Annotated in this window: 17 protein-coding genes, 1 tRNA gene, 2 pseudogenes and 1 riboswitch; of the genes and pseudogenes, 13 read left to right on the top strand and 7 right to left on the bottom strand. The window is 69.2% G+C overall.

The window, feature by feature from the left end; genetic code table 11:
* Positions 1-319: 319 nt before the first annotated feature.
* Both eccCa and AQJ67_RS22890 read left to right on the top strand, forming a co-directional pair.
* Entirely contained in the window at positions 320-4,285 is a 3,966-nt protein-coding gene (gene eccCa, locus AQJ67_RS22895; RefSeq protein ID WP_079056101.1) for a type VII secretion protein EccCa, read from the top strand.
* A 513-nt stretch (positions 4,286-4,798) separates the two neighbouring features.
* Positions 4,799-5,551, top strand: a complete 753-nt coding sequence (locus tag AQJ67_RS22890) for an MBL fold metallo-hydrolase (protein ID WP_062720923.1) — start codon at positions 4,799-4,801, stop codon at positions 5,549-5,551.
* A 134-nt stretch (positions 5,552-5,685) separates the two neighbouring features.
* Here AQJ67_RS22890 and AQJ67_RS22885 read toward each other — a convergent pair whose 3' ends face one another.
* From AQJ67_RS22885 to AQJ67_RS49485, 3 genes and pseudogenes are all read right to left on the bottom strand, one after another.
* On the bottom strand, positions 5,686-6,951 hold the full coding sequence (locus AQJ67_RS22885) for a PTS transporter subunit EIIC (protein WP_062720922.1): 1,266 nt from the start codon (positions 6,949-6,951) through the stop codon (positions 5,686-5,688).
* Between the two features lie 209 nt (positions 6,952-7,160).
* A pseudogene (locus tag AQJ67_RS22880) lies at positions 7,161-8,260 on the bottom strand (PTS transporter subunit EIIC).
* Positions 8,260-8,448 (bottom strand): hypothetical protein, encoded by a 189-nt coding sequence (locus tag AQJ67_RS49485; protein WP_244190554.1) that lies wholly within the window; start codon positions 8,446-8,448, stop codon positions 8,260-8,262. Before AQJ67_RS49485 ends, AQJ67_RS22880 begins: the two are co-directional and overlap by 1 nt.
* Before the next feature lie 127 nt (positions 8,449-8,575).
* Here AQJ67_RS49485 and AQJ67_RS22875 point away from each other — a divergent pair, with 127 nt between their 5' ends.
* The 4 genes from AQJ67_RS22875 to rdgB all read left to right on the top strand — a co-directional run bounded on the left by AQJ67_RS22875 (position 8,576) and on the right by rdgB (position 10,965).
* Entirely contained in the window at positions 8,576-8,809 is a 234-nt protein-coding gene (locus tag AQJ67_RS22875; RefSeq protein WP_062720921.1) for a PTS sugar transporter subunit IIB, read from the top strand.
* Between the two features lie 112 nt (positions 8,810-8,921).
* Positions 8,922-9,674, top strand: a complete 753-nt coding sequence (rph, locus tag AQJ67_RS22870; RefSeq protein ID WP_062720920.1) for a ribonuclease PH — start codon at positions 8,922-8,924, stop codon at positions 9,672-9,674.
* Positions 9,675-9,825: 151 nt separating this feature from the next.
* Complete coding sequence (locus tag AQJ67_RS22865; RefSeq protein WP_062720919.1) at positions 9,826-10,230, top strand: hypothetical protein; 405 nt, start codon at positions 9,826-9,828, stop codon at positions 10,228-10,230.
* A 129-nt stretch (positions 10,231-10,359) separates the two neighbouring features.
* A complete protein-coding gene (gene rdgB / locus AQJ67_RS22860) occupies positions 10,360-10,965 on the top strand; it encodes an RdgB/HAM1 family non-canonical purine NTP pyrophosphatase (protein ID WP_062720918.1) in 606 nt (201 codons plus the stop codon).
* An 8-nt stretch (positions 10,966-10,973) separates the two neighbouring features.
* On the opposite strand, the gene AQJ67_RS22855 is transcribed toward rdgB, so the two are convergent.
* Together AQJ67_RS22855 and bcp are read right to left on the bottom strand one after the other, a co-directional pair.
* Positions 10,974-11,060: transfer RNA gene (locus AQJ67_RS22855), tRNA-Leu, on the bottom strand.
* 39 nt (positions 11,061-11,099) lie between these two features.
* A complete protein-coding gene (gene bcp, locus AQJ67_RS22850) occupies positions 11,100-11,567 on the bottom strand; it encodes a thioredoxin-dependent thiol peroxidase (RefSeq protein WP_062720917.1) in 468 nt (155 codons plus the stop codon).
* A gap of 95 nt (positions 11,568-11,662) precedes the next feature.
* Between bcp and AQJ67_RS22845 the strand changes: the two genes are divergently transcribed.
* The 3 genes and pseudogenes from AQJ67_RS22845 (at position 11,663) to AQJ67_RS22835 (ending at position 12,917) form a co-directional block, all read left to right on the top strand.
* The gene (locus AQJ67_RS22845; protein ID WP_062720916.1) at positions 11,663-11,992 is read left to right on the top strand and encodes a DUF3618 domain-containing protein; all 330 of its coding nucleotides are present in this window, start codon (positions 11,663-11,665) and stop codon (positions 11,990-11,992) included.
* A gap of 55 nt (positions 11,993-12,047) precedes the next feature.
* A complete protein-coding gene (locus AQJ67_RS22840; protein ID WP_048583239.1) occupies positions 12,048-12,404 on the top strand; it encodes a GroES family chaperonin in 357 nt (118 codons plus the stop codon).
* Between the two features lie 58 nt (positions 12,405-12,462).
* Positions 12,463-12,532: riboswitch (guanidine-III (ykkC-III) riboswitch) on the top strand.
* A gap of 33 nt (positions 12,533-12,565) precedes the next feature.
* A pseudogene (locus tag AQJ67_RS22835) lies at positions 12,566-12,917 on the top strand (DMT family transporter).
* 16 nt (positions 12,918-12,933) lie between these two features.
* Here the strand turns inward: AQJ67_RS22835 and AQJ67_RS22830 are convergent.
* On the bottom strand, positions 12,934-15,342 hold the full coding sequence (locus AQJ67_RS22830) for a transglycosylase domain-containing protein (RefSeq protein WP_062720915.1): 2,409 nt from the start codon (positions 15,340-15,342) through the stop codon (positions 12,934-12,936).
* 235 nt (positions 15,343-15,577) lie between these two features.
* Here AQJ67_RS22830 and AQJ67_RS22825 point away from each other — a divergent pair, with 235 nt between their 5' ends.
* The 4 genes from AQJ67_RS22825 to AQJ67_RS22810 all read left to right on the top strand — a co-directional run bounded on the left by AQJ67_RS22825 (position 15,578) and on the right by AQJ67_RS22810 (position 19,103).
* Positions 15,578-16,378, top strand: coding sequence for an ABC transporter permease (locus tag AQJ67_RS22825; RefSeq protein WP_062720914.1), 801 nt, complete (start codon positions 15,578-15,580; stop codon positions 16,376-16,378).
* Between the two features lie 106 nt (positions 16,379-16,484).
* The gene (locus tag AQJ67_RS22820; protein ID WP_062721073.1) at positions 16,485-17,249 is read left to right on the top strand and encodes an ABC transporter permease; all 765 of its coding nucleotides are present in this window, start codon (positions 16,485-16,487) and stop codon (positions 17,247-17,249) included.
* Positions 17,250-17,258: 9 nt separating this feature from the next.
* Positions 17,259-18,275 carry an ABC transporter ATP-binding protein gene (locus tag AQJ67_RS22815; protein ID WP_062720913.1) on the top strand — a complete coding sequence of 339 codons (1,017 nt, stop codon included), beginning with the start codon at positions 17,259-17,261 and terminating at the stop codon, positions 18,273-18,275.
* 33 nt (positions 18,276-18,308) lie between these two features.
* Positions 18,309-19,103, top strand: coding sequence for a DUF1707 SHOCT-like domain-containing protein (locus AQJ67_RS22810; RefSeq protein WP_062720912.1), 795 nt, complete (start codon positions 18,309-18,311; stop codon positions 19,101-19,103).
* A 43-nt stretch (positions 19,104-19,146) separates the two neighbouring features.
* Here AQJ67_RS22810 and AQJ67_RS22805 read toward each other — a convergent pair whose 3' ends face one another.
* Positions 19,147-20,484, bottom strand: coding sequence for an SGNH/GDSL hydrolase family protein (locus AQJ67_RS22805; RefSeq protein ID WP_062720911.1), 1,338 nt, complete (start codon positions 20,482-20,484; stop codon positions 19,147-19,149).
* Between the last annotated feature and the right edge of the window lie 59 nt (positions 20,485-20,543).

Below are 20,543 nucleotides of genomic sequence, written 5' to 3'. Positions count from 1 at the left end.
CTGGTCCCGGGTGACCGCCGGTGTTTCCTGCCGCTCGAACTGTCGCAGGCACGTACTTCTCCCCCTCGCGGTGCTTCTCAACTCGCGGGCCCCGCCCCTGTCCCGTTCGTGTGTCCGTTCCCGCGCCCGCTCCCATTCGGGTTCCGAATTTCCGTGAATGACCCCGAATTCGTTGGTTGTTCGCGGGTGCGCACACGCGTGGCCGTCACCCTACCGTCCGCAATGTCAGTGCCCGCCAGTAGGATCCGACCCGGATGGAGTCGGCGCCACGGGGGTGCGGACAAGGGCTCTTGAAGTCCGCGAGGGGGACGGGTCAGCTTTGAGCCAGATCGTCGTCAAACGGCCACCAAGGACTTTGCCGACCGAGGTGCCCGCCGATCCAGTGCAGTTGCAATCCCCGCCCGAGCTGCCCAGAGGGCAGCAGGAGGGCGCGCTGATGCAGCTGCTCCCCATGCTGGGCATGGGTGGGTCCGTCGTCTTCTTCTTCATGACGCCGAACCCGGTGATGCGCATCATGGGCATGGTCATGATCGCATCGACGATCGCCATGGCCATCGCCATGCTCGTCCGCTACCGGCGCGGCACCCAGGGCCAACTCGCCGATATGCGACGGGACTACCTGAAGTACCTGGCCAAAACCCGTCGCACGGTGCTGCGTACGGCCCGGCTTCAGCGCGACGCCCAGTTCTATCTGCATCCGGCTCCCGAACAGTTGTGGGCCCTGGTCGCCGAGGGCAGCCGCGTCTGGGAGCGGCGTATCAGCGACGACGACTTCGGGCAGGTCCGGATCGGTCTGGGTGGCCAGCAGCTCGCCACCCCCTTGGTCGCGCCCGAGACCGCTCCGGTGGACGAGCTGGAGCCGCTCACCGCCGGGGCCATGAAGCAGTTCCTCACCGCCCACAGCACCATCGAGGGCCTGCCCATGGCGATCTCGTTGCGGGCCTTCTACCACCTCACCCTCAGCGGGGACGAGACTCACGTCAGGGCATCGGCGCGCGCGATGGTGGCATCCCTGGCCTCTCTGCACTCTCCTGACGACCTGGTCGTCGCCATCGCCGCCGGGCAGGACGCGGCCTCGCACTGGGAGTGGGCGAAGTGGCTGCCGCACGTCCGGACCGAGGGAAGTGACGGAGCGGGCAGCCGCCGTCTGATCACGTCCACCGCCCAGGATCTGGAGCTGCTGCTCAAGGAGGAGCTCGAAGGGCGTCCCCGGTTCCAGGCCGGCGGCCAGCCCCTCCTGGAACAGCCGCATGTCGTCGTCGTACTCGACGGAGAGACGCTGTCGCCGTTGTCGGCGCTGGCGGCGGCCGAGGGACTGCAGGGGGTCACGATCGTCGAGGTCGTGCCGGGCAGGCTCACCGGTGCACGCGGCGGTCTCTCGGTCGTGGTGCATCCGCATTCCTTGCGCCTGGAGTCCGGCGACGGCCTCGTCTACGAAGGGACGCCCGACCGTCTCAGTCACGAGGCGGCCGAGGCGCTCGCACTGCAGCTCGCGCCCCTGTACATGGCGTCCGGCGGCGACGCGGACGAGCCGCTGCTCGCCAACCTGGAGTTCACCGACCTCCTCGACCTGGACGACGCGGAATCCGTGGACGTCGGCCGTACGTGGCGCCCGCGCTCCCGTGCCGAACGCCTGCGGGTCCCGATCGGGGTCGGCGAGGACGGCACCCCGGTGATGCTGGACCTGAAGGAAGCCGCGCAGGACGGCATGGGCCCGCACGGCCTGTGCGTCGGCGCCACCGGATCCGGGAAGTCCGAGCTGCTGCGCACCCTCGTGCTCGGCCTGGCGGTGACCCACTCCTCGGAGACGCTGAACTTCGTCCTCGCGGACTTCAAGGGCGGTGCCACCTTCGCAGGGATGGCTGACCTGCCGCATGTCGCCGCGGTGATCACCAACCTCGCCGACGACCTGACCCTCGTGGACCGCATGGGCGACTCCATCCGCGGAGAGCTCAACCGCCGCCAGGAACTGCTGCGCCGGGCGGGCAACCACGCCAACATCCACGACTACGAGAAGGCCCGCTCGGCCGGCGCCGCGCTGGATCCGATCCCGTCCCTCGTCCTGGTCATCGACGAGTTCAGCGAACTCCTCACCGCCAAGCCCGACTTCATCGACATGTTCGTCCAGATCGGCCGCATCGGCCGCTCCCTGGGCGTCCACCTGCTGCTCGCCTCGCAGCGCCTGGAGGAAGGCCGCCTGCGCGGTCTGGAGACCTACCTGTCGTACCGCATCGGACTGCGGACGTTCTCCGAGTCCGAGTCCCGCGCCGCCCTCGGTGTGCCGGACGCGTACCACCTGCCGAACGTCCCCGGCTCGGGCTATCTGAAGTACGGCACCGACGAGATGGCCCGCTTCAAGGCCGCCTACGTCTCGGGCGCGCACCGGCCCTCTTCGGCCCGGGCCACCGCAGGGGACGGTCAGCTGCCGGTGGACCGCCGTCCCGTGCCCTTCACCGCGGCCCCCGTGCCGGTGCAGTACGTCCAGGCCGACCCCCGGGCCCAGGTGCCGGACCCGCGAGCGGGCGGGGACGACGCCCTGGCCGACACCGTGCTCGACGTCATCGTCCGCCGACTGACCGGGCAGGGCCCGGCCGCGCACCAGGTGTGGCTCCCGCCGCTGGACAACCCTCCGCCGCTGGACGCCCTCCTCCCTGGACTCGCCGGGCAGCAGGACCGAGGCCTGACCCAGCCCGGCTACGAGGGCGCGGGTCGTCTCATCGTGCCGCTCGGTGTCGTCGACAAGCCCTTCGAGCAACGGCGCGACGCGCTGTACCGGGACTTCTCCGGGGCCGGCGGCCATATGCAGATCGTCGGCGGCCCGCAGTCGGGCAAGTCGACGCTGCTGCGGACGATCATCGCCGCGTTCGCGCTGACCCACACTCCGCACGAGGTCCAGTTCTACGGGCTGGACTTCGGCGGTGGCGGCATGTCCGCCGTCTCCGGACTGCCGCACGTCGGCGGGGTCGCCTCACGCCTGGACCCCGAGCGGGTGCGCCGCGCGGTCGCCGAGGTGTACGGCATCATGACGCGCCGCGAGGAGTACTTCCGCAGCGCCGGTATCGACTCCATCGCCACGTTCCGCAGGATGCGGGCGCGCGGTGACATTCCGGTGGCGGACCAGCCGTGGGGTGATGTCTTCCTGGTCATCGACGGCTGGGGGAACTTCCGCACGGAGTACGAGGCCCTGGAATCAGCCGTACTCGACATCGCCGCGCGCGGCCTTGGCTACGGCATCCACCTGATCCTCACCGCCTCCCGCGCCATGGAGGTCCGCGCCAACCTCAAGGACCTGCTGATGAACCGCCTCGAACTGCGGCTCGGCGACCCCATGGACTCCGAACTGGACCGCAAGGCAGCCGGAAACGTCCCGGCCGGCGTGCCCGGCCGAGGCGTCACACCCGAAGCACTGCACTTCATGGCAGCGGTTCCCCGCATCGACGGCATCCACTCCGACGACAACCTGTCCGAGGCGACCGCCGCCATGAGCCGCGACGTGGACCGCCACTGGACAGCACCCGGCGCGCCGGCCGTCCGTCTCCTGCCACGCCACCTCCCCTTCGCCGACCTGCCCGCAGCCCTTGCGGAGCCGGACCGCGGCGTCGCCTTCGCCCTCGACGAGAACAACCTCGAACCCGTCCACGTCAATTTCGACCAGGACCCCTTCTTCCTCGTCTTCGGCGAGAGCGAGTCCGGCAAATCCAATCTCCTGCGCCTGCTCATCAAGCAGATCACCGGCCTGCACAACGGGGACTCCTGCAAACTCTTCGTCATCGACAACCGTCGCTCGCTCCTGGACGCCACCCCGGCAACCCACCTGGCCGAGTACGTGCCCATGTCCAACGCCATGGACCACCACGTGGAGGCCCTGGCCGACCTCATGCGCCGACGCACGCCCTCGCCCGAGGTCACGGCCGACCAGCTGCGGGCACGCAGCTGGTGGAGCGGCCCGACGATCTACGTGGTGGTCGACGACTACGACCTGGTTTCGACGTCCAGTGGCAACCCTCTCGCCCCGCTCACGGACCTCCTCCCGTTCGCCCGCGACGTCGGCATCCGCTTCATCGTCGCCCGCAACACCGCGGGTGCCGGCCGGTCCTCGTACGAGCCCTTCATGCAGCGGATCAAGGAGCTGGGCGCGCAGGGCGTGGTGCTCTCCGGCGACCCGAACGAGGGCGACATCCTCGGGAACGTACGCCCGCGCACGATGCCGACGGGGCGGGGGATCTTCGTCTCGCGACGGCGGGGCAACCTGTTGGTGCAGACAGGGCTCATCGGAGTGGAGTGACTGCGGTACCGGGAGTAATGGTCGCTGCAACGCCGCTGAGCGCACGAGCGTCGCCGCCACTCCCTGAGTGAAGATCGACGTTCGGGACTGGACAGGGTGAACGGTCTGGCCCCGTGGCGCCAGGAAGGCCCAGCAGAAGGGCAAGCTTGCCCACGTCCCGTCGTTGCCGCTCACCTGAAGGCGTACCCGGCGAAGCAGGACGGGCACTCGGCTCCACGCTCTGAAGCACACGTGTACAAGCGCCCTGATCAGGCACGCCAAGGGCTCCAGGACCGTGGCGGCCCGGCTGGGCGGCACCGTGGCCGCAGCAATGGCGATGCGCCCTCGGATCATGGCCGAACACCTGAACCCCAGGTAACCCGTATGGCAGCGCCGCACAGGTGAGTTCGCCCACAACAGCCCTTGGCGGAGGAGCGACCGGAGGTTTTGCGCCTTACGCTCGACGAACCGCACGACCCCCGACGCCCCTGTCCCCGATCTTCTGGATTTCCCGCCAGCGGAGGTTTCTGTTTCATGAAGCTCACCGTCGTCGGCTGCTCGGGGTCGTTCCCGTCCGCGGAATCGGCCTGCTCGAGCTACCTCGTCGAGGCCGACGGCTTCCGGCTGCTTCTCGACATGGGCAACGGCGCCCTGGGCGAGCTGCAGCGCCACTGCGGTCTCTACGACCTTGACGCGATCTTCCTCAGCCATCTGCACGCCGACCACTGCATCGACATGTGCGCGTATTTCGTCGCGCGCTACTACCGGCACGACGGCGGCCGCTGCGACCCGATCCCGGTCTACGGACCCGAGGGCACGGAACAGCGCCTGACCACCGCCTACGCCGACACCCCCACCGCCTCGTCCATGAGCGAGGTCTTCGACTTCCACACGGTCAAGCCGTCCACCTTCGAGATCGGCCCGTTCACGGTGCACACGGAACGCGTGGCCCACCCGGTGGAGGCGTACGGCATCCGGATCGAGCACGCCGGGAAGATCCTGACCTACTCCGGTGACACGGGCATCAGCACGGCCCTGGACGAACTCGCCCGTGACGCCGACCTGTTCCTGTGCGAGGCCGCCTTCACGCACGGCAAGGAGAACATCCCCGACCTGCACCTCAACGGCCGTGAGGCAGGTCAGACCGCGGCCCGCGCGGGCGCCCGGCGCATGGTCCTCACCCACATCCCGCCGTGGACCGACCCCGAGGTCAACCTGGCCGACGCGCGCGAGGTCTACGACGGCCCGGTGGCGCTGGCTGCGCCCAGGCAGACGTACGAGATCTAGCCGGTCGGGATCAGTCCGGTCGAGAGCCGGACCGTGGTGGAACAGCCCGTACGGGGTTCAGGCCCGTATGTGCGCGAAGGCCCCGGAACCTTCCCGGTTCCGGGGCCTTCGCCGTTGTTCGTGGGCCGCCCGGCCTACTTCGCCTCCGCCTTCTGGAGTTCGGCGAGTTCCTCGTCGGACTCGCGGCCCGGCGTCGGCAGGTTGAACTTGGTGATCGCGAACCGGAAGATCACGTAGTAGACCACCGCGAAGCACAGGCCCACCAGGGCCAGGCCCCACGGGTTGGTCGCGATGCCCAGGTTCAGACCGAAGTCGACCGCGCCGGCCGAGAAGCCGAAGCCGTCCTTCATGCCGAGCGCCCAGGTGAGAGCCATCGAGACGCCGGTGAGGACCGCGTGGATGGCGTACAGGACCGGCGCGATGAACATGAAGGTGAACTCGATGGGCTCGGTCACGCCGGTGACGAAGGACGTCAGCGCGAGGGAGAACATCATGCCGCCGACGACCTTGCGGCGCTCCGGGCGGGCGCAGTGGACGATCGCCAGACAGGCGGCCGGCAGCGCGAACATCATGATCGGGAAGAAGCCGGTCATGAACTGTCCGGCGCTCGGGTCACCGGCCAGGAAGCGGGCGATGTCACCGCTCTTGCCCTCGTACTCGCCCGCCTGGAACCACGGGAACGAGTTCAGCAGGTGGTGCATGCCGATCGGGATCAGGGCGCGGTTGGCGACACCGAATATGCCGGCGCCGACGGCACCCGAACCCACCAGCCACTCACCGAAGTTGTGCAGGCCCGTGCCGAGGACCGGCCAGATGTAGCCGAAGACGATGCCGATGACCAGGCCCGCGAAGGCGGAGATGATCGGGACCCAACGGCGGCCGCCGAAGAAGCCCGCCCAGTCCGGGAACTTGGTGCGGTGGAAGCGCTGGTACAGGAGGGCCACGACGATGCCCATCACCACACCGCCGAGGACCTTGGCGTCCACCGGTGCGTCGACCATCACGACCTTGCCGTCGACGACCTTCGCCACCTGCGGCAGGTTCGGGTCGGTGAACGTGCCGAGCACGTTCTTGAAGACCAGGTAACCGACCACGGCCGCGAGCGCCGTCGAGCCGTCCGACTTCTTCGCGAAGCCGATCGCGATGCCGACGGCGAAGAGCAGCGCCATGTTGTCGAGGATCGCGTTGCCGCCGGCCGCCATGAAGCCCGCGATCTTCGTGAGGAACGCGGGGTAGTCCGGGTCGCCGAGCATGTCCTCGTTGCCGAACCGGACCAGGAGGGCGGCTGCGGGCAGGACCGCCACCGGCAGCATGAGGCTACGGCCGATGCGCTGCATCACAGCCATCGCGGCGGCGCCCTTTTTCTTGTCGGCCGCCGGAGCGGCGCTGGCCGTGGTCACAACTTCCTCCAGGGGGTCCCCCCGGCCTTAGGCTGGGGAAGAGGGCATGGCGCCGCCCGGGGACAGAAGGAGACGGCGGCGTCTGGTCTACACCACTGAGTGGTGTAGACCTGTTGTAGCACGGTGGGGGCGATATAAGGAACCCGTGAAACCCGCAACCGGAGTGCTACGCGCAGTGCCTGATCCGTGCCTGATCCGTGGACCTCTGGTCAGCTCTTCGTGACGTCCTCGACCTCTTCCTCCGGTTCCCTGCCCGGAGTTCTGAGATCGAACTTCGTGATCGCGAAACGGAAGATCGCGTAGTACACGACGGCGAAGCAGAGGCCGATCGGAATGATCGCCCAGGGTCTCGTGGCCAGCTGCCAGTTGATGATGTAGTCGATCAGGCCGGCCGAGAAGCTGAACCCGTCGTGGACCCCCAGCCCCCAGGTCACCGCCATGGACACACCCGTCAGCAGGGCGTGCACCACGTACAGCAGCGGGGCGATGAACATGAACGAGTACTCGATCGGTTCCGTGATGCCCGTGACGAACGACGTCAGCGCCACCGACGTCATCAGACCGGCGATCTCCTTGCGGCGGTGCGGCTTGGCGCAGTGCGTGATGGCGAGGGCCGCGGCCGGCAGCGCGAACATCATGATCGGGAAGAAGCCCGTGGTGAACAGGCCGGCGTTCGGGTCGCCCTGGAGGAACATGTTGATGTCGCCGTGCACGACCTCGCCGTCGGGTGTGGTGTAGCTGCCGAACTGGAACCAGATGGGCACGTTCAGGAACTGGTGCAGCCCGATCACCAGCAGCGCGCGGTTCGCGACCCCAACACGCCCGCGCCCCAGGCGCCCAGGTCCCGCATCCAGTCGCTGAAGCTCTCCAGCGCGTCACCGATCGGCGGCCAGACCCACAGGCACAGCACCGCGAACACGATCGCCACGAACGCCATGATGATCGGGACGAGCCGCCGCCCGTTGAAGAAGCCGAGCCAGTCCACCAGCTTCGTGCGGTGGTAGCGCTGCCAGAAGAAGGCCGCCAGCAGACCGATGACGATGCCGCCGAAGACGCCCGGGTTCTGGTACTCGTACTCCACCCCTGTCACGTCGGTCGCGGCGCACCCTAGGGGAACGATCTCCCTCGTCCCGGGCGGGCAGTCCTCCGGGAACTCCTGAAGCACGCTGTAGTAGACGAGAAACCCCGTCACCGCCGCCAGCGCCGTCGAGCCGTCCGCCTTCTTCGCCATGCCGATGGCCACGCCTACGCAGAACAGCAACGGCAGTCCGAGCGAGCTGTCGAGGAGTCCGCCGCCCGCGCCGTCCATCACCTTCGAGACGTTGTCCCAGCCAGGCCGTCCGCCCCGAACACGTCCGGCTGGCCGAGGCGGTTGAGGATGCCCGCGGCCGGCAGGACGGCGATCGGGAGCTGGAGGCTGCGGCCCATCTTCTGCAGCCCCTGGAACGCGGCCTGCCACCGCCGGCGGGCGGGGGAGGTCTCGGTCTCGGCACTCATGGGTTGGCGACCGCCTGTCAGGTGGTGTAGACCAGTTACCGACGATTGGGTTGCTGTGACGTCATCCTTCGGTACGCACCACGCAACCGCTCGTACAGTTGAGCCAACAGTGCGTGAGGAGACCGAAATGGCCAGCAAGGCTGAGAAGATCGTCGCCGGGCTCGGCGGCATCGACAACATCGAGGAGATCGAGGGCTGCATCACCCGGCTCCGCACCGAGGTCAGCGACCCCGCCCTGGTCAACGAGACCGCCCTCAAGGCCGCCGGCGCCCACGGCGTCGTGAAGATGGGCACCGCCATCCAGGTCGTCATCGGCACCGACGCCGACCCGATCGCGGCGGAGATCGAAGACATGATGTGAAGCGCGGGCATCGTCCCGGGGTTCAGCCCCTGAGGGACTCCCGGCCGCACACCTGAGGGCCCCTTCCCACCACGGGAGGGGCCCTTCCCCGTGGGGGGCTAGGCTCAGCGCCATGGCAGCTACCTCAGTCCCCCGAATCGACGGCCGCACCCCCGGACAGCTCCGCCCGGTCACCATCGAACGCGCCTGGAGCAAGCACGCGGAGGGCTCCGTCCTCGTCTCCTTCGGCGACACGAAGGTCCTGTGCACCGCATCGTTCACTGAAGGCGTCCCGCGCTGGCGCAAGGGCAGCGGCGAGGGCTGGGTCACCGCGGAGTACGCCATGCTGCCCCGCGCCACCAACACCCGCGGCGACCGCGAGTCCGTACGCGGCAAGATCGGCGGCCGTACGCACGAGATCAGCCGCCTCATCGGCCGCTCCCTGCGCGCGGTCATCGACTACAAGGCGCTCGGCGAGAACATGATCGTCCTCGACTGCGACGTCCTCCAGGCCGACGGCGGCACGCGTACGGCGGCCATCACCGGCGCGTACGTGGCGTTGGCGGACGCCGTCGCCTGGGCGCAGGGCAAGAAGCTGATCAAGGCCGGCCGCAAGCCGCTCACCGGCACCGTAAGCGCCGTCTCGGTCGGCATCGTCGGCGGCGTCCCGCTCCTCGACCTCTGCTACGAGGAGGACGTGAGGGCCGACACCGACATGAACGTCGTCTGCACCGGCGACGGCCGCTTCGTCGAGGTCCAGGGCACCGCCGAGGCCGAGCCCTTCGCCCGCGAGGAGCTCAACGCCCTGCTGGACCTTGCCGTTTCCGGCTGCGGGGAGCTGGCGGAACTCCAGCGCAAGGCACTTGATACCGTCCTCGAAAAGTAAAGGGCGCACCAAGAAGAGCCGCAGCTCCGGGCAACCGAGCGGCCCCGCGTGGCGTCATTACGGGTACGGGCGTACGGCACACCGCTGTACGCCCGGCCAGTGACCAAACGGGGGCCCTGCGAGGCCTGGGAGCAGGGAGGGAACGTCAACCATGGCCACGAGCCGACGCCGCCGGAGCCGTATCGCCACAGTCGCCGCAGCCATTGCGGCGGTCGGACTGACGGCCGGGCTGACCACCGGCTGTGACGCCGTCAGCAAGGCGATGGACTGCGTCCAGACCGCCGACGCCATCGCCGACAGCGTCACGGAACTCCAGCAGGCCGTGGAGAGCGCCGCGAACGATCCGACGCAGTTGGAGGAGTCGTTGACCTCCATCGACAAGAACCTCGACAAGATCGGCGACAAGACGGACGACGCGGACGTCAACAAGGCCGTGGACGATCTGCAGACGGCCGTCACCAATGTCCGTGACGCGGTGAAGAACGGTGACGAGACGCCGGACATCAGCCCTGTTACGGATGCGGCGGGTGAGCTGACCAAGGTTTGTACGCCGTAGCGTCTGCGTGGCTGGGTGGACGGGCGGCTGCGGGTTCGTTGTGGCTGGTCGCGCCCCGCGGCGGAGCCGCATATCGATACAGCCCCGCGCCCCTGGGGGGCGCCTTCGGCGCCCCGGGATACTGGGGCCATGACTCGTCTCATCCTCGCCACCCGTAACGCCGGGAAGATCACCGAGCTCCGCGCGATCCTCGCCGACGCTGGTCTCGATCACGACCTCGTCGGCACGGACGCCTACCCGGAGATCCCCGACGTCAAGGAAACCGGCGTCACCTTCGCCGAGAACGCGTTGCTCAAGGCGCACGCCCTGGCACAGGCGACCGGGCTGCCCGCCGTCGCCGACGACTCGGGGCTGTGCGTCGACGTGCTGAACGGCGCCCCCGGGATCTTCTCCGCCCGCTGGGCCGGGCGGCACGGGGACGACAAGGCGAACCTGGAGCTGCTGCTCGCCCAGCTGGGCGACATCGATGACGTCCACCGTGGCGCCCACTTCGCGTGCGCCGCCGCGCTGGCCCTGCCGGACGGTACGGAGCGGGTGGTCGAGGGGCAGCTCAAGGGCACCTTGCGGCATGCGCCCGTCGGTACCAACGGGTTCGGGTACGACCCGATCCTGCAGCCGGAGGGGGAGAGCCGGACCTGTGCCGAGCTGAGCGCCGAGGAGAAGAACGCCATCAGCCACCGGGGCAAGGCGTTCCGGGCGCTCGTGCCGGTCGTACGGGAACTGCTCGCTCAGTGAGCAGTAAGTGGTGCGGCCGGAGGGACTCGAACCCTCACGGGTGTTACCCCACTGGGACCTAAACCCAGCGTGACTGCCAATTCCACCACGGCCGCGTGACCTTGCCCGGCCATGCTACTGGCCGGGCCGGGTGGTCAGATGCCCAGATCCTTGATGATCTTCGCCACGTGGCCGGTCGCCCGCACGTTGTACAGCGCCCGCTCGACCTTGCCCTCCTCGTCCACGACGATCGTGGAGCGGATGACGCCCAGGTAGGTCTTGCCGTAGTTCTTCTTCTCGCCGTAGGCGCCGTAGGCCTCGGTGACCGTCTTCTCCGGGTCGGCGAGCAGTGTGACCTTCAGGGACTCCTGCTCGCGGAACTTGGCGAGCTTCTCCGGCTTGTCGGGGGAGACGCCGATGACGTCGTACCCCGCGCCGGCCAGCAGCTCCAGGTTGTCCGTGAAGTCGCAGGCCTGCTTGGTGCAGCCGGGCGTCAGGGCCGCCGGGTAGAAGTACACGATGACCTTGCGGCCCTTGTGGTCCGACAGGGACACCACGTTGCCGTCGGCGTCGGGCAGGGTGAAGGCGGGGGCCACGTCCCCCGGCTGGAGTCGCTCGCTCATCGAACCAGCGTAACCGGGGAGCCTGACAGTGCGGTCCGGCGTGGAGCTGACAGACTGTCCGGAAACAGCATCAGCTTCACTTCGGAGGCCGAACCGTGGCGGACACGTCGGACACCAGAACCCCGGCGCAGATCGAGGCGGACATCAAGGCCCGTCGCGCAACGCTGGCCGAGACGCTCGACGAGATCGGGGTGCGTGTGCACCCGAAGACGATCGTCGGCGACGCCAAGGCCAAGGTCGTCTCGAACATCGACCACACGCTCGGACGGGCCTACGTCGGGGTCAACCGGGCCGTGAGCGATGTGCGGGCCAAGTTCACCGACGAGGAGGGCGCGCCCCGGCTGGAGCGGATCGTGCCCGTGGCCCTCGTCGCCGTCGGTCTCGTGGGCCTGCTGGCCCTCGGCACCCGGCGCCGCAGGGGCTGAACGACGGCGGACCCGGCGGCGGACCCGGGCGGCAAAGGCAGGTAGGTTCAAAGGCGTGAGCGCCAACAGAAACGAGCACAGCAGCCAGCACGACAAGCTGCCCATCCGGATGCTGCACGACCGTGTACTCGTGCGGCAGGACACCAGCGAGGGTGAGCGGCGTTCCGGTGGCGGCATCCTCATCCCCGCCACCGCGGCCGTGGGCCGCCGGCTGGCCTGGGCCGAGGTCGTCGCGGTGGGGCAGAACGTACGGACCGTGGAGACCGGCGACCGGGTCCTGTACGACCCGGAGGACCGCGCCGAGGTCGAGGTGCGCGGCGTCGCGTACGTGCTCATGCGCGAGCGCGACCTGCACGCCGTGGCCGCGGACCGGTTCGAGGGGTCCGAGGACTCGACGGGGCTCTATCTCTGAGCTACCTCTGGATCGACGGTCGGAAGGGGCTGGTGGCTTTTGTCACCAGCCCCTTCCTCGTTTCTTTACTAGCTTTGAAGGCCCCCGACGAGACGCGCCGTACCGGGTGAAGGCAAAGACGACGCACCGCCAGGTTTCCGTCTTTGTGAGAGGTGCTCGTCATGGCCTGGGTCCTGCTCGTCGTCGCCGGTCTGCTGGAAGTCGGCTGGTCGGTCGGCATGCTGTGCTTATCTGGGGGACACCCCCAGACCCCCGTACACCGACGGTTTCACCCGCCTCGTCCCCAGTGTGTTCACCGGCGCCGGCATCGTCGCCAGCATGGTGCTGCTGTCGTACGCCGCGAAGTCCCTGCCCATCGGCACCGCCTACGGCGTGTGGGTGGGCATCGGCGCGGCCGGTGCGGCGGTGGTCGGCATGGTGGTGCTGGGGGAGCCGGTCACCGCCGCGCGGATCTTCTTCGTCTGCCTGCTGCTGGTCGCCGTCGTGGGGCTGAAGGCGACCAGCGGTCACTGAGCCGGTCGCCCGGACCTCACTGTCTGCGGGTGGTGCCCTGCGGTCCGACGGTGGTTCCCGTCGTCCCTCCGCCGCCGGTGTCCGTGCCGCCGGTGGAGGTGTCGCCGCCCGTGCTGCCCCCGGTGTCGGTCCCGCCGGTGGACGTGTCGCCCGTGGTGCCGCCGTCGGTGCTGCCGCCGGTGTCGGTCCCGCCGGTCGTCGTGTCGCCCGTCGTACCACCGTCGGTGGTCGTGCCGCCGTTGTCGGTGCCGCCGGTCGTCGTGTCGCCCGTGGTGCCGCCGTCCGTCTGGCCCGGCGTCTCACCGCCACCGGTCTGGCCCTCGGTGTCCTGGCCGCCGGTCGTCGGGTCCCCGGTGGTGCCGCCGTCGTTCTGGCCGCCGGTGCTCTGGTCGCCCTGCGTCGGGTCCGTCGTCGGGTACTGCGGCTGGTCGGCGCCCTCCTGGAGCTCCAGGTCGAAGTCGCGGACCGGCTTGTCCTTCAGCGCCGTCTTCGTGTACTGCGCCCAGATGTCGGTGGGCGCGCCACCGCCGTTGATGCGGTCCAGGCCCATCACGCCGTACAGCGACTTGTGCTTCGCCGTGTCCGGGTCCTGGCCCATGACGGAGACGACGGTGGCCAGGTCGGGGGTGTAGCCGGCGAACCAGGCGGCGGTGTCCTCCTCCGCCGTACCGGTCTTGCCCGCGGCCGGACGGCCTGCGGCGAGGGCCGCGGTGGCGGTGCCGCTGTCGACGACGCTCTGGAGCACGGACGTCGTGGTGTCGGCGGCCTCGCGGCTGATGACCTGGGAGGTCTTGCGCTCCGGCAGCTCGATGACGTCGGCGCCGTCCTTGGTGACCCGGTCGATCATGGTGTACGTGCCGTGCTTGCCGTGGTTGGCGAGCGTCGCGTAGGCCTCCGCCATGTCGAGGACGCTGGCGGTGGCCACGCCCAGCGCGATGGACGGGGACGGGTACAGCTCCGGGGTGCTGGTGGGCAGGCCGAGCTCGACCGCGGTGTCCTTCACCTTCTCCGGGCCCACATCGACGGCCATCTGCGCGTACACCGCGTTGACGGAGCTGTTGGTGGCCGAGCGGACGGTGATGTCGCCGTAGGAGTGCTGGTCCTCGTTCTCGGGGTCGTAGGTCCTGTCGGTCCAGCCCTGCACGGGGCGCTTGTTGGTGCCGTCATAGATCGTGTTCGGGGTGATCTGGCGGCCGTCCTGCGTGGTCGACTCGTTCTCCACGGCGGAGGTGAACACGAACGGCTTGAAGGTGGAGCCGACCTGGAAGTCCCGGCGGGTCGCGTTCGGGGTGTACTGCTTCACGTAGTCGATGCCGTTGTACATCGCGACGACCTTGCCGGTCTTCGGGTCGACGGAGGCACCGCCCGCGCGGACGTAGTTGTCGACCTTGTTGTTCTTCTTGTCCAGCTTGGACATCAGCTGGTCGTTCACGGCGTCGACGAAGGCGTTCTGCTTGTCCTTCTGGAGCGTGGTGGTGATGCGGTAGCCGCCGGCCTCCAGGGAGTCCTTGTCGACGATCCTGTTCTGGGTCAGATAGTCCTTCACGATCTGCACGATGTAACCGCGCTGACCGGAGAGGTTGGTGGAGGTCGAGGCCTCCTTCGGCATCGGGAACTTCATGCCCGCGCGCTCGGACTCCTTCAGCCAGCCCTTGGTGACCATGCCGTCCAGCACGTAGTTCCAGCGGGCCACCGCCGCGGACTTGTTCTCCGGGTGGGCGATGACGTCGTACTCGCTGGGCGCGTTGACCAGCGCGGCCAGATAGGCGGCACGGGCCGGGTCGAGATCCCCCGCGTCCATGCCGTAGTAGGCCTGGGCGGCGGCCTGGATGCCGTAGGCGTTACGGCCGAAGAAGCTGGTGTTGAGGTAACCCTCGAGGATCTCGTCCTTGCTCTTCTCGCGGTCCAGCTTGATCGAGATGAAGAACTCCTTCACCTTGCGGGTGACGGTCTGCTCCTGACGCAGGTAGTAGTTCTTCACGTACTGCTGGGTGATCGTGGAGCCCGACTGCTTGCCCTTGCCGGTGACGGTGTTCCACCCGGCGCGCAGCATCGCCTTGGGGTCGATCGCGGACTCGGTGTAGAAGTCGCGGTCCTCGGCGGCCAGGATCGCGTGCTGGGCGTCCTTGGAGATCTGCGCGAGCGTCACGTTCTCCCGGTTGACCTCGCCGTCGCGGGCGATCACCGACCCGTCCGCGTACAGATAGACGTTGGCCTGCTTGGTCGCGAGGGCGTTGGCCGGCGGGATCTTGACCATGGAGTAGCCGAGGAAGAACAGGCCGGCGAGCAGGAGCGTGCCGATGACGAAGGTGCCCAGCACCATCCGCCAGGTCGGGATGATCCGCCGCCAGCCCGTCCTCTTCGGCCGCTTGGGCTTCACGTTCGGCTGCTGCGCCTGCGGCTGCGGCTGCGGCTCGTCGCTCATCTCGTGCACGGACTCCTGTTTCGCGTCGTACGTTCCCGTACGCCTCGTACGCCTACTGCGCCCCCATTGCTGAAGACTCTCGCACCGGGCGTTCCGTTCCCGGAATCGGGAGCGTGTCTGCGGAAAGTGAGCAGACTCTCGTGCCGCGCCGCCCGGAAATTGCCTGGCAGCCCGTGCCTCGCGCGCACTAGGCTCCTGCGCTTCGGTGCCGGCGCGGGCGAGGAGGGCTGTGGATGTGGGATCGGGGCGGTTGTACTTAGCCGTCGCTGTGGGCGGATTCAGAAGATACGCGACCTATCGGGCGGCGACGGCGGCCGGGGTGTTCACCAACACCGTCTTCGGCGTGATCCTCGTCTACACCTACCTGGCGCTGTGGGACGAGAAGCCGCATCTCGGCGGCTACGGCCAGGCGCAGGCCGTCACCTATGTGTGGCTCGGGCAGTGCCTCTACGCGACCCTGGCCATCCAGGGCGGCGGCGCCGAGAAGGACCTGATGGAGCGCATCCGCACGGGTGAGATCGCCGTCGACCTGTACCGGCCGGCCGATCTCCAACTCTGGTGGCTGGCGGGCGACGTGGGGCGGGCGCTGTTCCAGATGCTGGGACGCGGTGTGCTCCCGTTCCTGTTCGGCGCCGTGTTCTTCCCGATGGCGCTGCCGACGGAGATCACTCCGTGGCTGGCCTTCGTGGTGACCCTGCTGCTCGCGACGGTCGTCAGCTTCGCGATCCGCTATCTGGCGGCCCTGAGCGTGTTCTGGCTCATGGACGGCATGGGCGTCAACCAGGCGTTGATGATCACCGGGATCTTCTTCTCCGGCATGGTGCTGCCCCTGAACGCCTTCCCGGGCGCCTTCGGCGAGATCGTGCGGGTACTGCCGTGGGCGGCGCAGCTCCAGATGCCGGCGGACGTGCTGATGGGGGAGACCGACCCCTGGCGGGCGTACGCCTTCCAGGCGGCGTGGGCGGTGGTGCTGCTCGCGGCCGGACGGCTCGTGCAGTCGGCGGCGACGCGGCGGGTGGTGGTGCAGGGTGGTTGAGACCTCCGCGAGCGGAACGGCCCGGACCGCCGGAACCGGGGCGGGCGAGCCCTTCGGGGGATCCAGGGCGGGTGAGGCGCTGCGGGCCTACCGGCTGATCGCCGGGATGTGGATCCGGTCCTCCATGACCTACCGGACGTCCTTCGTCATCACGGTCCTCGGCAACCTGCTGGTGACCGGCCTGGACTTCGTGGCGATCCTGCTGATGTTCTCGCAGGTCGACTCGCTGGGCGGCTGGTCGCTGCCCGAGGTCGCCTTCCTGTACGGGCTGTCGGCGACCGCGTTCGGGCTCGCCGATCTGACGTTCGGCTCGATGGACGTCCTGGGCGGCCGGATGCGCGACGGCTCCTTCGACATCCTGCTGGTGCGGCCCGCCCCGGTGCTCGCCCAGGTCGCGGCCGACCACTTCGCGCTGCGCCGGCTGGGCCGGATCACCCAGGGCGTGCTGGTGCTGGTCTGGGCGCTGTTGACCGTCGACGTCGACTGGACCGCGGCGAAGGTGCTGCTGGTGCCGATGATGCTGGTCAGCGGCGGGGTGATCTTCTGCGCGCTGTTCGTGGCGGGCGCGGCGTTCCAGTTCCTGGCGCAGGACGCGGCCGAGGTGCAGAACGCGTTCACGTACGGCGGCACCACGCTGCTGCAGTACCCGCCGACCGTGTTCGGCAAGGACTTCGTGCGCGGGGTGACGTTCCTGCTGCCGCTCGCCTTCGTCAACTGGGTGCCGGCCGCCTATGTGCTGGAGCGGCCGTATCCGCTCGACCTGCCGCACTGGGCGGCCTTCTTGTCGCCGCTGGTGGCGGCGGTGTGCTGTGCGCTGGCCGGTCTGGCGTGGCGGGCCGGGCTGCGGTCGTATCGGAGTACGGGAAGTTAGGGGCGGACCATGGCGGACACGAACACGGACCCGAGCACGCAAGCCGGGGCGGACACGGACGCGTTCATCGAACTCGACGGTGTCGAGAAGGTCTTCGACGTACGCAAGAAGACCGGTTTCCTGAAGCGGGAGCGGCGGCAGGTGCGGGCCGTCGACTCGATCTCCTTCACCGTGCCGCGCGGCGAGATGGTCGGCTACATCGGGCCGAACGGCGCCGGGAAGTCGACGACGATCAAGATGCTGACCGGCATCCTGACCCCGAGCGGCGGCCGGCTGCGCGTGGCCGGCATCGACCCGTCCCGCGAGCGCACCCGGCTCGCGCACCGCATCGGCGTCGTCTTCGGCCAGCGCACCACCCTGTGGTGGGACCTCCCGCTGCTCGACTCGTACAAGCTGATGCACCGCATGTACCGCATCCCGGACGCCCGTTACCGGGAGAACCTGGACCGTCTGGTCGAACTCCTCGACCTGTCCGCCCTGTTGGACGTCCCGGTGCGCCAGCTCTCCCTCGGGCAGCGGATGCGCGGCGACATCGCGGCGGCGCTGCTGCACGATCCGGAGGTGCTGTACCTGGACGAGCCGACGATCGGCCTGGACGTCATCTCGAAGGCCAGGGTCCGGGAGTTCCTGCGGGAGTTGAACGCCGAGCGGGGCACGACGGTGCTGCTGACCACGCACGACCTCCAGGACATCGAGCAGCTGTGCTCACGGGTGATGGTCATCGACCACGGGCGGCTGATGTACGACGGTCCGCTGGCCGGCCTGCACGAGGTGGGGGACAGCGAGCGCGTCCTGGTCGTCGACCTGGAGCGGGAGCTGCCGCCGATCGAGGTGCCGCCCGCGCGCGTGGTGAAGGTGGAGGGGCCGCGGCAGTGGCTGGCGTTCCCGGCGGCCGAGTCGGCGGCGGTGCTGGTGGCGCGGGTGGCGGCGGAGTATCCGCTGGTGGACCTGTCGGTGCGGGAGCCGGACATCGAGACCGTGATCGCCAAGATGTACGCGGAGCAGGCGGAGCGGGCGATCTCGTAGCCCCGGGGCGGGGTAGCTCGTAGGCTGCTGTACATGACCGACGATGCCGAGCTTCGCGCCTCCGACGCAGATCGTGAACGAGTCGTTGAGGTCCTGCAGGACGCCCTCGCGGAGGGGCGTCTCGACATGGAGGAGTTCGAGGAACGCCTGGACGCCACGTACAAGGCTCGCACGTACGGCGAACTGGCCCCGCTGACCCGTGACCTGCCCGTCGGCGTCGTGGCCGTTCCGAAGGTCGACATGGTGAAGAAGTCGGCCGGCTCGGACGCGAGTTGGGCCGAGCGGGTCGTCGGCGGCGAGGGGTCGTCGGCGTGGGGCGTCGCCGTGATGTCGGAGTTCCAGCGCAAGGGGCGGTGGACGGCACCGAAGCGGTTCGACTGTGTCGCCTTCTGGGGCGGCGGGACGATCGATCTGCGGGAGGCGGACTTCGCGGACCGGGAGATCGTGATCAACTGCGTCGCGATCATGGGCGGCGTGCAGATCGTGGTGCCGCCCGGGGTCGAGGTCGTGGTGCGCGGGATCGGGATCATGGGCAGTTTCGACCACCGTGAGCAAGGGGTCGCCGGGGATCCCGGCGCGCCCCGGGTGATCGTGACCGGGTTCGCCTTCTGGGGCGGCGTCGGCGTCGAGCGCAAGCGCACGCGGGAACAGCGTCAGGAGCTCCGCGAGGAGCGCCGCCGGGAAAGGCTCGCGCGACGCGAGGAGCGACGGGACCTGCGGGAGTCGGTCCGGGACGGGCGGTACGAGACGCACCGGGAGATGCTGGAGGAGCACCGGGACCTGTGGCGGCACGGGAAGCGGGGGGCCCGGGAGCGGGGCGAGGACTGAGCCGGCAGCCGGGGCCGGATGTCCGCACAGCTCCCCGTGGCCGCTACAGCTCCGCTGGGGCCGCGCCCTTCAGGTCCTTGAGGTCGAAGGTCTCCGCCATCCGCTCGTAGCCCCTGTCGCTCGGGTGGAGATGGTCCCCCGAGTCGTAGTCGGGGCGGAACTTGCGGGGGTTGTACGGGTCCCGCAGGGCCTGGTCGAAGTCGACGACCGCGTCGAATACCTTGCCGGTGCGGATCTGGGCGTTGATCCGCTGGCGTACGTTCTCGCGGGCGTCGGTGTAGCCGCGGTGGCCCTGGAACGGCATCAGGGTGGCGCCGATGACCTTCAGGCCGCGGGCGTGGGCCTGGCGGACCAGGGTGCGCAGGCCGTTCAGGATGCGGCTCGGGTCGGCGAGCTTCGGGGTGCGCAGGATGTCGTTGACGCCGAGGTCGATGACGACGACCTTGACGTTCGTCCGGGAGAGGACGTCGCGGTGGAAGCGGCCGACGCCCGCCTGGTTGTCGGCCGGGCGCCCGGCGCCGCTGGCGAGGATCTGGTTGCCGCTGATGCCCTGGTTGACGACGCTGTAGCGCGGCACGTCCTGGCCGGCCGCGACCGCCGCGCGCAGCCGGCGCGAGAGGACGTCCGTCCAGCGGCGGTTGGCGTTCTCGGTGGACGTGATGCCGTCGGTCAGGGAGTCGCCGAAGACCACGACGGTGCCGTCGGACTCGTGGCTGAGGACGTCCAGCGCGGTCAGGTAGCGCCAGGAGCCGACCTTCCCGGTGTACGCCACTCCGGTCGTGTCCTCGGTGAGGTCGCCCTCCGCGACGTAACTGGTCTGGCGGGCGTGCGGGTGGAAGGTCACCGGGCCGGACGGGGTGGGCGAGAAGGTGGTGACGAGGATGTCGGTGTCCGCGGGGATCGCGAGGCGCACGGCGTCGCTCAGCACCTGCCGCCCGGGCGGGATGACGACACTGGCGCCGCCGCCGAAGGTCAGCCGCCGCATGGTGTCCGCGACGGCCGCCGCGGTCCCGGTGCCCGCGGCGACCGCGATCGACGCGTGCGTGAGGGTCAGCGCGGACTGGCCGTAGAGGTTGGACAGCGTGATCCGCACGCTCGTGCCGCCGACACTCGTGTGGACGACGTTGCGCACCGAACGGCCCGCCAGGCCCTCGACCTCGGTGCCGGGCTCGGCGCCGACCGGCGAGGCGGACCAGGCGCCGACCCAGATGCCGGTGGAGGCGGGTGCGGCGGGGTCGCGCGGCGCGCCTTCACGGACGGGAGCGGTCCTGTGGGTGGCGCTGCCCTCGTCGGAGGCGACTCCGACATATATGGCGGTCGAGACCGCCACGATCAGGGCGATTACCTCCGAAAGCAGGGCATAACCGTAATGCCTGGTCATGCGGTGCGTATCTCCTCGGGCGGATGGGAGCCCGAGGCTCCGATGTGATCACCTCATGA

It is taken from the genome of Streptomyces caeruleatus, from assembly GCF_001514235.1.
GTDB lineage: Bacteria > Actinomycetota > Actinomycetes > Streptomycetales > Streptomycetaceae > Streptomyces > Streptomyces caeruleatus.
The sequence above is the reverse complement of the archived record's forward strand: the minus strand, read 5'-3'. Positions and strand labels throughout refer to the sequence as shown.